The 12,556-nt window shown below is 71.3% G+C and carries 10 protein-coding genes; 5 read left to right on the top strand and 5 right to left on the bottom strand.

Annotated features, from left to right (window positions below):
• The first annotated feature begins 34 nt into the window (after positions 1-34).
• Both ABZ470_RS34640 and ABZ470_RS34635 read left to right on the top strand, forming a co-directional pair.
• A complete protein-coding gene (locus ABZ470_RS34640) occupies positions 35-1,324 on the top strand; it encodes a hypothetical protein (RefSeq protein WP_362771822.1) in 1,290 nt (429 codons plus the stop codon).
• A 103-nt stretch (positions 1,325-1,427) separates the two neighbouring features.
• Positions 1,428-2,090 (top strand): amino acid-binding protein, encoded by a 663-nt coding sequence (locus ABZ470_RS34635; protein ID WP_352009342.1) that lies wholly within the window; start codon positions 1,428-1,430, stop codon positions 2,088-2,090.
• Between the two features lie 66 nt (positions 2,091-2,156).
• On the opposite strand, the gene ABZ470_RS34630 is transcribed toward ABZ470_RS34635, so the two are convergent.
• Positions 2,157-3,434, bottom strand: a complete 1,278-nt coding sequence (locus ABZ470_RS34630) for an ATP-binding cassette domain-containing protein (RefSeq protein ID WP_362916711.1) — start codon at positions 3,432-3,434, stop codon at positions 2,157-2,159.
• Positions 3,435-3,726: 292 nt separating this feature from the next.
• On the opposite strand from ABZ470_RS34630, the gene ABZ470_RS34625 reads away from it, so the two are divergent.
• The gene (locus tag ABZ470_RS34625) at positions 3,727-4,791 is read left to right on the top strand and encodes a LacI family DNA-binding transcriptional regulator (protein WP_362916709.1); all 1,065 of its coding nucleotides are present in this window, start codon (positions 3,727-3,729) and stop codon (positions 4,789-4,791) included.
• A 71-nt stretch (positions 4,792-4,862) separates the two neighbouring features.
• Here the strand turns inward: ABZ470_RS34625 and ABZ470_RS34620 are convergent, their stop codons facing one another.
• Positions 4,863-8,387, bottom strand: a complete 3,525-nt coding sequence (locus tag ABZ470_RS34620; protein WP_362916707.1) for an indolepyruvate ferredoxin oxidoreductase family protein — start codon at positions 8,385-8,387, stop codon at positions 4,863-4,865.
• A 116-nt stretch (positions 8,388-8,503) separates the two neighbouring features.
• On the opposite strand from ABZ470_RS34620, the gene ABZ470_RS34615 reads away from it, so the two are divergent.
• Positions 8,504-8,956, top strand: coding sequence for an Lrp/AsnC family transcriptional regulator (locus ABZ470_RS34615; protein WP_352009346.1), 453 nt, complete (start codon positions 8,504-8,506; stop codon positions 8,954-8,956).
• Here ABZ470_RS34615 and ABZ470_RS34610 read toward each other — a convergent pair.
• The 3 genes from ABZ470_RS34610 to ABZ470_RS34600 form a co-directional block, all read right to left on the bottom strand.
• A complete protein-coding gene (locus tag ABZ470_RS34610) occupies positions 8,945-10,354 on the bottom strand; it encodes a tetratricopeptide repeat protein (RefSeq protein ID WP_362916705.1) in 1,410 nt (469 codons plus the stop codon). The two genes, ABZ470_RS34615 and ABZ470_RS34610, sit on opposite strands and share 12 nt — an antisense overlap.
• 327 nt (positions 10,355-10,681) lie before the next feature.
• Positions 10,682-10,876, bottom strand: coding sequence for a DUF397 domain-containing protein (locus ABZ470_RS34605; protein ID WP_352009348.1), 195 nt, complete (start codon positions 10,874-10,876; stop codon positions 10,682-10,684).
• Positions 10,867-11,691, bottom strand: coding sequence for a helix-turn-helix transcriptional regulator (locus tag ABZ470_RS34600; RefSeq protein WP_352009349.1), 825 nt, complete (start codon positions 11,689-11,691; stop codon positions 10,867-10,869). The genes ABZ470_RS34605 and ABZ470_RS34600 overlap by 10 nt, the downstream gene beginning before the upstream one ends.
• Positions 11,692-11,867: 176 nt before the next feature.
• Here ABZ470_RS34600 and ABZ470_RS34595 point away from each other — a divergent pair, with 176 nt between their 5' ends.
• Positions 11,868-12,464: a hypothetical protein gene (locus tag ABZ470_RS34595; protein WP_362916703.1), complete on the top strand. Its 597-nt coding sequence runs from the start codon at positions 11,868-11,870 to the stop codon at positions 12,462-12,464.
• The last annotated feature ends 92 nt before the right edge of the window (positions 12,465-12,556 follow it).

Here is a 12,556-nt window from a genome sequence, read left to right as displayed (position 1 = left end):
CTGTGCCAGGATCTCCGCTGACCGTCACTCAGCGATGGGACGTGCCTACATGGAGTCGATCATTCCGCGATGGACCGTTCCCGCTCTCGCGGTGTTCACCGTGAGCGGTCTCCTCGTCGCGGTCCCCGGCCCCGCCCAGGCGCGGGCGGGCGGCGTCTACTACGTCGACTCCGAGAAGGGCGACGACGCGGCCGCAGGCACCTCGCCGGAGAAGGCGTGGCGTTCCCTGGGCAGGGTCAACGACGCCAGGTTGCGCCCCGGTGACGTGGTGCGGCTCAGTCGCGGCGGAGTGTGGCAGGGACCGCTGCGGCTTCGCGCGAAGGGCACCGCGGCGCGGCCCGTCGTGGTCGAGCCGTACGGCACGGGCTCGGCGCCGAAGGTCGGCGGCGAGGGCACGGAGAGTTGCGTGGTGCTCGGCGGCTCCCACCTGCGGGTGACCGGGGTGCGCGCGAGCGGCTGCCAGTGGGCGGGCTTCGAGGTGACCGGAGACGACAACGAGCTCGACGGCGTCCTGGCCGACCGCAACGCCAGCGGCGTCAACCTCGTCGGAGCGCGCAACGTCCTGAGGAACAGCGTGCTGACCCGCAACGACCGCATGAGCGTCAACGACAACGGCGGTGACAACGACTCCGGCGCCTTCGGCGTGCTGCTCAACGGCGACGACAACCTGGTCTCCGACAACGTCATCACCGGCAGCTACGCCGCCAGCCAGGACTACGGCACCGACGGCGCCGCGGTCGAGGTGTTCAACGGCGACCGCAACCGGGTGGTCAGGAACATCGCCCGCGACAACGAGACCTTCGCGGAGCTGGGCGCGCGCAAGGGCAGGACCGCGACCGGGAACGTGTTCGCCTTCAACGTGGTGACCTCCTCACGCAAACGCGGCTCCTTCCTGATCACCCGGGGCGCCGGTCATGTGGTCGGGCCGGTGCTCGGCACGGTGGCGGTGCAGAACTCGGTGTACCTCCCCGCCCGCGACACCATCGGCTGGTCGTGTCACGACGGCTGCTCCCCGGCCATCCTCAAACTGCGCAACAACGTCATCGTGGTCGGCGGCCAGATGGGCTACGAGGACGGTGCGGGGGCCGACGAGGGCGGCAGCGTCTACCGGGGCAGGTCCCGCGGGTTCAAGCTCGGCTCGCGGTCCGTCGTCGCCGATCCGCGCTTCAGGGGTGGGAACGACCTGCGCCTGAAGCCGGGCTCCCCGGCCCTCGGCCGGGGCCTCAAACTCAACCCTGCCTGGTACGGCGGCGCCTCCCAGGCCCGTGACCTGGCGGGGAAGGCCCCTTCGGTGGTTCCCGACGCGGGCGCCTACCAGCACTAAGCTTTCCGAATTTTTCGGATTTAAGGTCTTATCTTGGACATCTCCCCGGAACATCCGTGAAACCTGTCTAGGACACCCTGTGTTCGGAGAGGGGGGATCGACGATGATGTTGCGACTGCGGGTGTCCTTTCCCGACAGGCCGGGGGCCCTGGGCCAGGTGGCCCGGGTGCTCGGCACGCTGGGCGCCGACATCCTCCAGGTGACGGTGCTGGAACGTGAGGCGGGGCGGGTCGTCGATGACTTCACCGTCTCCTGGCCGGGACCGTTCGGCCCGGAGGGCGTCAGGGACCGGCTCTCCGCCGTGCCGGGCATCCGTGTCGAGGCCGTCTGGCGGACCAGGGAGATCCCCGGGACGTCCCCCGACTACGACCTGCTCAGGCACGTCGTCGCGGAGCCGGGGCGGGCCTTCGCCACCCTGGTCGACGCCATCCCGGACCTGGTGAGCGCCGAGTGGGCGGTCGTCGTCTCCTCCGAGAGCGGCGAACTCGTCCACCGAAGCTGGCAGGCGCCGGAGTCCCTCGACGAACGGGGAGGCCTGTCCGGGATCGGATCGGCCGACCTCACCGCCCTGCGCCCCTGCGCGCTCACCGGGGGACGTCACCGCTTCATGAGCGTGCCCGTCCCCGGCGCGGGACTCCATCTGGTCCTCGCACGTACGGAGGGACCTCCGTTCCACCGCGCCGAGCTGGACCGCGCGGTCCGTGTCGTGGAGATCGTCTCCATCATCGGCCGCAGCACCGCGCCGCAGACCCCTCAGGGCGTCTGAGGCCGTTCATCCGGGCCTTGCCGCGATCCGGGTCCCCGGGTCCGTCCAGGGCGCGTCCGGTCCCGCTCAGCGGCGGGGCGGGTCGATGCGCGAGCCGTCCACGGTGAAGAGCATCAACCGGCTGGCGTCCACGCCGACCCTGGCGGGCTCCCCCGCCCGCCAGACGGGACGAGCGCCGAGCCGGACGATGAGGTCGGCCCTGCGATGGGTCCCGCTCGCCTGCTCGTTTCCGTACTCGGTCTCGGCCTGTGCGGACCGGCCGGGCAGCAGCCTGCGGATGGCCGCCATCGCACGGCCACCGGAGGCGGCCATCGCGTGGGCGTTGTGGCGCGGGTCGGGCGGCTCGGGGACGGCGACGGACTGGATGCCGCTCTCGACGTAGGCGAGCCACTCGTGGCCGTGGTACTCAAGCGCCCTGACCCGGCCGAAGAAGACCGGGCCCTCGAACGTCTCCGGCACCGGGGCGAGGCAGTCGGGACGCAGGCCGACGATGATCTGACGGCCGACGTGCTGGGAGATCACGTACGCCCTGGGATCGGTCCAAGGAATGGTGATCTGATGTGGCCCGAAGTCCAGCATGATGAACTGGTTCTGCGGGGTCTTGACCACGGCCGACAGCAGGTTGAGCTGCTGGGAGCTGAGGAAGGCCGCGGTGAAGGCGGTCGCCGGGTCGTTGTAGACCTGTCCCGGGGTGCCCAGGTCCTGGAGCACGCCGCGGTTCATGATGGCGATGCGGTCGGCCAGGGTCAGGGCCTCGACCTGGTCGTGGGTGACGTAGATGGTGGTCACGCCGAGGGAACGGACCAGCGAGGAGATCTCCATGCGCATCTCGGTGCGCATGCCCGCGTCGAGGTTGGACAGCGGCTCGTCCATCAGGAACAGCGAGGGCTGGCGGACGATCGCCCTGCCCATCGCGACACGCTGGCGCTGGCCACCGGAGAGCGTTCCAGGACGGCGGTCGAGGGTCTCGTCGATGTGCAGCGCCTTCGACAGCTCGGTCACCCGCTCGCGCACCAGGGCGGGGTCGGCCTTGGCGATCTCCAGGGGGAAGGCCATGTTGCCCCGCACGGTGCGGTGCGGGTAGAGCGCGCCGTTCTGGAAGACCATGGCGACGTCACGCTCACGCGGCGGCAGGTCGTTGGCGAGGGTGCCGCCGAGCCACAGGTCGCCCGAGGTGACCTCCTCAAGCCCGGCGATCATCCGTAGCAGCGTGGACTTACCGCATCCCGAGGGCCCCAGCAGGACAAGGAACTCCCCGTTCTCGGCGCGCAGGTTGACGCGGTCAACCGCGAGGTACCCGCCGGGGTAGACCTTGGTCACATTGTCGAGGACGACGGTACTCATGCGCGCTCGTTCCTCCCGGACTCCGCTGCCCGGATCCAGCCGTGTGATTGATGAGGTAGTACATCGCGACATTCACCTGTGTGTCCATAGATGTGGTTAGAAATCGCTTGCCTTCGGGCCACTTCCGGAGCCCGGCTCCGGGTGGCCGATGTCGCGACGACAAGGGTTCAGGTGCTGATCGTGATGACGGTCGCTGAATGTTACAGTTTGCGAAAAGTTGTGCGAACCCTTTCACGGGGGCCGGATGCCGTCTGGCTTGCGCCCCGCTCGGCCGCATGGTGGGGTGCTTGTGATGGACGGCGAACTCCCGCGGGTCCCCCGGCCCCGCCTCGACGGCGCGGGTGTCAGACTGGCCGACATCGCGGCGCGGGCGGGAGTGAGCGAGGCCACGGTCAGCCGGGTGCTCAACGGCAGGCCGGGCGTGGCGGTCACGACCAGGCAGGCGGTGCTGGCCGCGCTGGACGTGCTCGGCTACGAGCGCCCGCAGCGCCCGCGCGGGAGCAGCAACGGGGTGGTCGGCCTGGTGATCCCCGAGCTGGACAACCCGATCTTCCCTGCGTTCGCCCAGGCTCTCGGAAGAGAGCTGACCCAGCACGGCTACACCCCGGTGCTGTGCACCCAGCTTCCCGGCGGCGCCCCCGAGGACGAGTTCACCGAGATGCTGACGGAGCGGGGGGCCAGCGGCATCGTCTTCGTCTCCGGGCTGCACGCCGACACCACCGCCGACGTCGAGCGCTACACCCGACTGGTCGGCCGGGGCCTGCCGATCGTGCTGCTGGACGGCTACAGCGACCGGATCGAGGCCCCCTTCATCTCCCCTGACGACAGGGCGGCGGCGTGGCTGGCCGTGCAGCACCTGGTGGACCTCGGGCACGAGCGGATCGGCATGGCCCTCGGGCCGCGCCGGTACGTGCCGGTGATCCGCAAGATCGAGGGTTACCGCCAGGCGATGGCGCACCTGCTCGGCGCGGACGAGACCGACGAGCTGATCTCGCATTCGCTGTTCTCCGTCGAGGGCGGCCAGGCCGCCGCGGTCCGGCTGCTCGAACAGGGTTGCACCGGGATCGTCTGCGCCTCCGACCTGATGGCGCTCGGCGTGATCAGGGCCTGCCGGGAACGGGGGCTGTCCGTGCCCGAGGACGTCTCGGTGGTCGGCTTCGACGACTCGCCGCTGATCGCCTTCACCGACCCGCCGCTGACCACCGTCCGCAAGCCCGTCGGCGCGATGGCCGCGGCCGCCGTCGCGGCCCTCATCGAGGAGATCAGCGGCACCCGGGGCAGGAACGTCGAACTGGTCTTCCAGCCCGAGCTGGTCGTACGCCGCTCGACCGGCTCCGGCCCGCTGGTGAACCGTTAGACCCGCCGGATGCGGGCCGCCTCTCCGCACCGGGCGCCGTTGACCGGTGCGGAGGGTCTCGCGGCCCCGGCTCACCCCCGTTCGGGGGAGCCGGGCCTGCGGCCGCCGGAAAGGCGGCCGAGAAGGGAGGCGGCGGAGGCCCGGTAGGCGGCCACGTTGCGCATCTTGACGTGCTCGTAACCGCGCACGACGTCCGGCAGTTCGGCCAGTTCCAGGACCGTCGCCGCGGTCTCGGGGGTCAGGTGGGACAGGGCCCGCCGCACGTCGCGGGTGTACTCCGCGACCAGCGCCCGCTCGGTCCTGCGCACCCCGGCCATGCCGAACGGGTCCAGCCGGGTGCCGCGCAGCCCGCGCATGCCGTACAGCAGGCGGAAGGCGGGGTCGAACCAGGTGCCGAGGCGGATCTTGCGGTTCATGCCCATGGCACGCAGCACCGGCGGGTGCAGGTTGTAGGAGATCTTCGCACCCGGCCCGAACTCGGCGGCGATCCTGGCCCGCTCGGCCGGGTCGAGGTGCAGTCTGGCGACCTCGTACTCGTCCTTGTAGGCCATGAGCCGGTGCAGGTGACGTGCGTAGGCCTCGGTGATCGGCAGCGAGTCCCCGGAGGTCCCCCTGGAGGCCTTCTCCTCCTCCTCGGCCTTGACCGCGCGCACCGCCTCGGCGTAACCGGCCGCGTAGCGCGGGTTCTGGTAGGCGGCCAGGTCGGGCACCCTGACCGTCAGAAGGCGGTGCAGTTCGGTGCCGGGCTCGGCGATCGAGTCGACGAGCCGGGCGAGCTCCGGGTCGGGACGGGAGGCGGGCGGCGCGGGCGGGCGGGCCGCCTCGGAGACGGCCTCGGGGGCGGCGACGACGGCCCTGCCCCAGTGGAAGGCGGCGATCGTCAGGTCGGCGGTCTTGCCCCCGCTCTGCCGTACGGCCCGCTCGATCGACTCCAGGCTCAGCGGGATGAGCCCGCGCTGCCAGGCCGCGCCGACCACGATCGTGTTGGCCGGCATGTGGTCGCCGAACAGCGCCTGGGCCAGGTCCTCGGCGTCGAGGTAGACGTTCAGTTCGCTCCTGGTGCGCGATTCGAGCGCGCCGATCGGTGAGCCGAGTTCGGTGACGTGCCTGGACGGGTCGACGACCATGGAACCGGTGGGGACCAGGCTGGTCGAGACCACCGCGACGGTCCGCCCGGGGTCGGCGGCGCTCAGGTGCTTGGGGTCGGTCGCGCCGAGCAGGTCGAGCGCCAGGTAGGCGTCGACCGCGCCGGTGCCCGCCCGCGCGGAGCGGTCCTCGCCGTCCTCGAAGATCCGGACGTCGGAGACGACGGTGCCGCCCTTCTGGGCCAGGCCGGTCTGGTCGAGCCCGCGTGAGCGCTTGCCGTCCAGCATCGCCGCGGTGCCGAGCATCTGCGCCACGGAGACCACCCCGGTCCCGCCGATGCCGACCAGCCTGATCGTCGTCTCCCCGGCGCGCGGCTCGGGCGCGGGCAGCGCGGGCGGCACGGGTACGGCCCGGCGCCGCCGGGTGTCCTTGCCGGGCACGACGGTCACGAAGGACGGGCAGTCGCCCTCGACGCACGAGTAGTCCTTGTTGCACGAGGACTGGTGGATCTCGGTCTTGCGGCCGAACTCCGTCTCGACCGGGAGCACGGACAGGCACTCCGACTTCTGCCCGCAGTCGCCGCAGCCCTCGCACACCCGCTGGTTGATGGCCACCCGCCTGACCGGGTCGGGCAGTTCGCCCCGTTTGCGCAGCCGCCGCTTCTCCGCCGCGCACTGCTGGTCGTGGACCAGCACGGTCACGCCGGGGATCGAGGCCAGCTCCCGCTGCGCCTGTTCGAGCGCGCTCCGGTCGCGGACCTCGGCGATCCGGGAGAGCCTGACCCCCCGGTAACGCTCGGGCTCGTCGGTCGTGACGATCACCCTGCGCACGCCCTCGGTCTCCAGCCAGCGGGTCAGGTCGGCCACCGCGAGCGACGGGGTGATCGTCTGCCCGCCGGTCATCGCGACCGCGCTGTTGTAGAGCAGCTTGTAGGTGATGTTGACCCCCGCGCCGACGGCCGCCCGTACGGCCAGCGAGCCGGAGTGGTGGAAGGTGCCGTCCCCCAGGTTCTGGAAGATGTGCGGGGTGTCGGTGAAGGGCGCCTGCCCGATCCACTGCGCCCCCTCGCCGCCCATCTGGGTCAGGCCGGTCAGCGTGCCCTTGCCCTCGCGGTTGATCACGATCATCGTGTGGCAGCCGATCCCCGCGCCGACGGGGGCGCCGTCGGGCACCGCGGTCGAGCGGTTGTGCGGGCAGCCGGAACAGAAGAAGGGGGTGCGCTGCGGGCCGAGCAGCTTCAGCGGCGCCGGACGGGAGATCACCGCCAGCCCCCTGTCGACCCGGTCGCCGGCCGCCGGGTCGAGTCCGGCCCTGCGCAGCCGGAAGGCCAGCGCCTTCGCCGCCAGGTCGGCGTCGACGCCGCCGCTCCTCGGGATCAGCGGGGCGCCGTTCTCGTCGAGCTTGCCCAGCACGCGGGGGGCGTCGGCGGTGCCGTACAGGACGTCCTTGACCAGGCCCTCAAGCAGCGGGTCCTTCTCCTCGACGACGAGGATCTCCTTGAGCCCCCTGGCGAAGGTCCTGACGATCTCCGGTTCGAGCGGCCAGATCATGCCTATCTTGAGGACGCGGACGCCGAGCTCCGCCGGGTCGACGCCCAGCCTGCGGAAGGCCTCGCACACGTCGTAGTAGGCGGTGCCGGAGGCGACGACGCCGAGCCAGGCGTCCCGGGGGTCGACGGTGACGCGGTTGAGGCCGTTCTCCCTGGCGTAGGCACGGGCCAGGTCGAGGCGCGGGCCGGTGAGGGTCCGCTCCATCTCCAGTGACCACGGCGTGAGCAGGGTCGCGTCGGGCGTGTGCCGGTACGGCCTGCCCTGGTACTCGACGACGGGTGTGACCGGGACCACACGGCCGGGTCCCACCTCGACCGTGCCGCTGGCGTCGACGACGTCGGTCACCGTCTTGACGGCCACCCACAGGCCGCTGGCCCGGGAGGCGGCGATGGCGTGGCGGCCGAGGTCGAGCAGTTCCTGGACGCTTCCCGGATGGACGATCGGCATGCCGAAGGAGGCCAGCGTGCTCTCCGTCGCCGAGGGGAGCGTGGAGGACTTGCAGATCGGGTCGTCCCCGCACAGGGCGATCAGGCCGCCGTCGGGGTGGGCGCCGACGAAGTTGCCGTGCCGCAGCGCGTCGGCGGCGCGGTCGACACCGGGGGCCTTGCCGTACCAGACGCCGAGGACGCCGGCTTTGCGCGGCCGGGGCAGGCCGGGGACGAGCTGGCTGCCCCAGACGGCCGTGGCGCCGAGCTCCTCGTTCTGGCCGGGACGGTGCACGACGTCCAGGGGCTCGGCGTGCCGCCGCGAGCGGGAGAGTTCGAGGTCGAAGCCCCCGAGGGGGGAACCGGGGTAGCCGGAGACCATGGCGCCGGTTTCGAGACCGGCCGCGCGGTCGGCGCGCATCTGGTCGAGGATCACGCGGACCAGGGCCTGCGTGCCGGTCATGAACACCTGGCCCTCTTCGAGGGCGTATCGGTCGTCGGGAGCCGTTGCGCGGGTTTCGGCGGAGATCGTCATGATCGGTGGTCCCGTCTTGCCGTGGTGCACTTTGGTTGCCGCAAGGTTATGTCAGGCTGTCCGAAATATGATGTCAATATTTATTGTCCACTGCTGAGTGGATAGCATCTGATGCCATGGATGCCACGGATCGCGCAATCATCGGCCTTCTCCAGGTGGAGGGCAGGCTCAGCAACCTCGAACTCGCCGAGCGGGTGAGGCTCACTCCCTCGCCCTGTCTGCGCCGGGTCCGCAACCTTGAGGAGTCGGGGGTGATCAGCGGTTACCGGGCCGTCATCGACCCGGCGGCCGTCGGGCGCGGCTTCCAGGTTCTGGCGTACGTGGAGCTTGAGGGCCAGGACGCGGAGACCGTCACCGCCTTCGAGGCCGCGGTCCTGGAGATCGAGGACGTGGTCGAGTGCCTGCGCATGTTCGGCCGCCCCGACTACGTGCTGCGGATCGCGGTGCCCGACATGGAGGCCTACAGCCAGCTGTGCCTCGAACGGCTCGGCAAACTGCCCGGCCTCGACAAGCTGACCTCCCAGATCGCCATGAAGGCCCTCAAACCCGGTGGCGTCCTACCGCTGTGACCTCCGCGGCGCGGCGGACGGGGCGGGAGTCCCGGAGGGCGACGGCTTGGACGACGGCTTGGACGACGGCCTGGGAGATGGCGCGGGCGGGGGAGGGGGTGGCGTCCTGGGCAGGTCGATCAGCGCCTGCCTGGCCCGGGGCGCGCCGTCGAGGGAGAAGTAGGGGTTGATCCGCAACGCCCTGGCCAGGTGGGCGCGGGCGGCGGCCGTGTCGCCGAGGGCACGCGCGATCTCGCCCCGGTGGTAGGCGGCCTGCGCGTTCCGGGAGCCGGGGGGTTCGGCGCGGGCGGCGTACCCGGCCGCCTCGGCGTCGTGGCCGGCCCGGTGCAGCGCCCACGCCAGGGCGTCGGCGACGTCCGCGCCGCCGTGCCCGTTCCACTCGGCCCGCAGGCGCCGTACGGCAGAGGCGGGGTCGCCGTGGTCGGCCTCGAACCGTCCCGCCCTCAGCGCGTCCACCCTCGCCAGGCCGTGGGAGGTGAACAGGGCGTACTGCCGCGCGGCCCGCTCCGGCCGCCCGAGGTGCTCGTACAGTTCGCCGAGGTCGGCCGTGTAGCCGGGGTCGCGGGCCGCCGCGGCGCCGTAGTCGCGGATCGCCGCGCCGGTCCAGCCGAGCGCCGCCTCCGCCCTGGCCCGTCCCGCGTAGGAGGGGGCGTGCTCGGGGTCGGCGGCGAGCGCCCGCCCGTAGGCGCGTACGGCCCGCCGCGGCCGTCCCAGACTCCATTCGAGCTCGCCGAGCCCGTGGGCCTGGCACGCCAGCTCTGCGGGGGAGGAGGCCGCGAACCCGGCTCTGCGGAGCACGGCCCTGGCCCGCCCGCTCTCACCGCGCAGCCGCAGCAGGTCGGCGGCCCGGGTGAGCGAGGCCACGTCCGGGGTGCCGCCGAGCATCCGCCTCAGGGCCAGGTCCGCCCTGTCGTACCGGCCGAGCCCGGTGTAGGCGTCGGCCAGCACCGTGTACAGCGGCCAGCGGCGCGGCGCGGTCCTGCGGGCCCGTGTTCCCCAAGCACGGGCGGCGCCGTGGTCGTGCCTGACGTTGGCGATCACCCCCATGCCGATCATCGCGTCGGCCTCGGGGGACAGGCTCAGCGAGTACCTGAAGGCCGAGCGCGCCAGGGCGTAGTGGGCCGGGTCGCCGGTGCGCCCCGCCGCGTCGAGATGGGCGTCGCCGAGCGCCGTCCAGGCCCGCGCGTCGGCGGGATGCTCACGCAGGCGGGCGCGCGCGTCCGCGACGGGGTCGGTCCGCGTCCGGGAGGTCCGTGAGCCTCCGGCGGAGGCCCCGTCAGGTCCGGTCGAGGCTCCGGGCGGTGTTCCGGGACCGGGTGCCGGATCACCGGGGCCGAACAGGGCCAGCAGGACGCCGCCCGCCGTCAGGCAGCCGAGCAACGGCAGGAATCTGCGCACGCGTCTCGCCTCCGCGCTCTCAGAGGTGGCCGGGCCACGGCGGCCCGTCGTTCCGCGTGGAACGGTGGGGAACGGGAACCGGCTGGCGGCACATTATCCGGATTTTTCCGGAAATGATCTCTCGGGAAACGCGGCGAAACCGGGTCGAGTACTGCGTGAAACCCACGTTCGGCGTCCTTTTCGAAAAGCCCCCGTTCAGGTTCTCGATCATGAGAAAACTAGCACCGCGGGCACGAGCCTCTCGGGGAGCAGCCGGTCAAGAAACCCCAAAAACGGGAGCGAAAAAGCACGAGGCCCCCGCCGGAGCGGGGGCCTCACGGACCTGCGTCAGACCACGCCGGTCTTGACACGCGTCAGGAAGTCGGCCCAAACCTGGGGGCTGAACAGCAGAGCCGGGCCATCGGGGTTCTTGCTGTCGCGAACCGCGATGACGCCGGGGAGGTTGTCGGCCACCTCCACGCACTCGCCGCCGTTTCCGTTGCTACGGCTGCTCTTGCGCCACTGTGCGCCGGTCAGGTCCATGAATGCATCCTTTTCTCGATGAAGGCCGCCGATGCGGCCTGGGGTAGGGCATATGAGCGCAGGGCGTCGAACTGGGCCGATAGAGGGTCGACCCGCGCTGGATCGATCAGAAGCTGTGCGGCTTCCGCGTTCTCCATGTACACGATGTCGGGGGCGCCTTTGAAGGACAGGACCAAGATGGGCCCTGCGAGCCCGGCATAGGCGCCCACGTCGAAGGGGATCACCTGGATGGTGATCCGCGGTCGCATCGTGGCATCCAGAAGGTGTTGCAACTGCGCGCGCATGACCGCGCCGCCACCGATGGGGCGGGTCAGCACGGCTTCGTCCAGCAGGACGAAGAGGATCGGCGGGTCCGGCCGGTCGAGCAGTCGCTGGCGTTGCATACGCACAGTAATCATCTCCTCAACCTCCTTCTCGGTGTCGAACGGCCTTCCCGCCCGGGTCAGCGCCCGTGCGTAGTCCTCGGTCTGTAGCAACCCGGGAACCACCGACAGCTGATAGTTACGCAGCGTCCTTGCCTCCCACTCCAGCTCGAACAGCGAGCGCACCCACGCGGGGGAGGACTCCCTGCCGATCAGCGGCCAGAGCTTGACGAGGGTGCCGCCGGTCTCCAGGACCTCATCGCATCTCTGTGCGAACTTCCTGGTGGGAGCACGTGCGGCGGTCTCGATCAAGCCGACCAGTGAGGTGGAGTACGAGGTCCGTCTGGCCAGCTCCTGCTGGCTCCAGCCCATCGCCTCGCGCAACCTGCGCAGCTCGGAACCCCAGTAAGCGCTGACGCTCGTGCTGGGGTCCAGCTCTTTGGGGGCGGGCATGGGGGGCTCCCGTCTTTCTGGGTCCTACAGGGGTCGGGGTGGAACCTACAGCCGACCCGAACCGAGGTGCATGTACCTCTTCGTAGTCGAACATCTACAGAAAGTAATCACTCCTGTTCACTCTGGGAAGTGGAAACGAAGAATCGCTTGCATCGATTACCGAGAGGAGGTGGACGGTGGTGACGATCGTCCACGGCACATCCGCCTGGACGCCCGCCGTGCGTGCCGCAGGTCTGCTCAATGACGAGCTGGCCAGTCGGGGAGTCAAGGGTGACGTCCACGGGGGTTACGGTCTGGCGCTGGTCTCCGTGCACGGAGACCTGGTGGTCTGGACGGACGGAACGGTCTACCGCTGGTGGGCCGGACACCTGTCGCGGCGGACGGGACGGCGGCTCTACGCCGTCTACGGGGTGGACAACCCCGCGACCGTCGCGCGTGGGGTGATGCTGCGTTACGTCGAGCTGGACGGCGGACAGGACGGTGAGTACGGCGGCGGGTACGGAGGCGAGCGCGGAGGCGATCACAGCGGCGAGCACGGCGACGGGCAGGCAGGGCGGCCGGGGGAACGCCGCCCCTCCTTCGCGCCTCCGCCGGACAGGACGGTGCCGCCGCCGGGCAGGGCGTTGCGAGGGCCGGTCACGGGGGACCGTCCTGAGGAGCCGCCTTCCCCCGCCCTGACGCGGCCGTCGGCCGTGTCCGGGGTCATGCTCGCGGCCGGGGTCGCGCCGGGCGTGACGGACGGGAGCCGTCCGCGCCCGGTACCCGTCCGGTAGGCCCGAAAGAGACGCCCCTTTCCGCCTGGTCCTGCCGGGCGGGGCGGAAAGGGGCGGCGGACGGCGGTAGAGTCGTCCGCCCGGCCACCGAG

Source organism: Streptosporangium sp. NPDC020072 (assembly GCF_040631445.1).
Classification (GTDB): Bacteria; Actinomycetota; Actinomycetes; order Streptosporangiales; family Streptosporangiaceae; genus Streptosporangium.
This window is presented reverse-complemented; position numbering and strand designations above follow the sequence as displayed.

Excerpts from the sequence above, each read along its gene's own strand:
- ABZ470_RS34625 (WP_362916709.1), top strand. The coding sequence starts at position 3,727 with ATGGACGGCGAACTCCCGCGGGTCCCCCGGCCCCGCCTCGACGGCGCG.
- ABZ470_RS34630 (WP_362916711.1), bottom strand. The coding sequence starts at position 3,434 with ATGAGTACCGTCGTCCTCGACAATGTGACCAAGGTCTACCCCGGCGGG.
- ABZ470_RS34635 (WP_352009342.1), top strand. The coding sequence starts at position 1,428 with ATGATGTTGCGACTGCGGGTGTCCTTTCCCGACAGGCCGGGGGCCCTG.
- ABZ470_RS34615 (WP_352009346.1), top strand. The coding sequence starts at position 8,504 with ATGGATGCCACGGATCGCGCAATCATCGGCCTTCTCCAGGTGGAGGGC.
- ABZ470_RS34620 (WP_362916707.1), bottom strand. The coding sequence starts at position 8,387 with ATGACGATCTCCGCCGAAACCCGCGCAACGGCTCCCGACGACCGATAC.
- ABZ470_RS34600 (WP_352009349.1), bottom strand. The coding sequence starts at position 11,691 with ATGCCCGCCCCCAAAGAGCTGGACCCCAGCACGAGCGTCAGCGCTTAC.
- ABZ470_RS34605 (WP_352009348.1), bottom strand. The coding sequence starts at position 10,876 with ATGGACCTGACCGGCGCACAGTGGCGCAAGAGCAGCCGTAGCAACGGA.
- ABZ470_RS34640 (WP_362771822.1), top strand. The coding sequence starts at position 35 with ATGGGACGTGCCTACATGGAGTCGATCATTCCGCGATGGACCGTTCCC.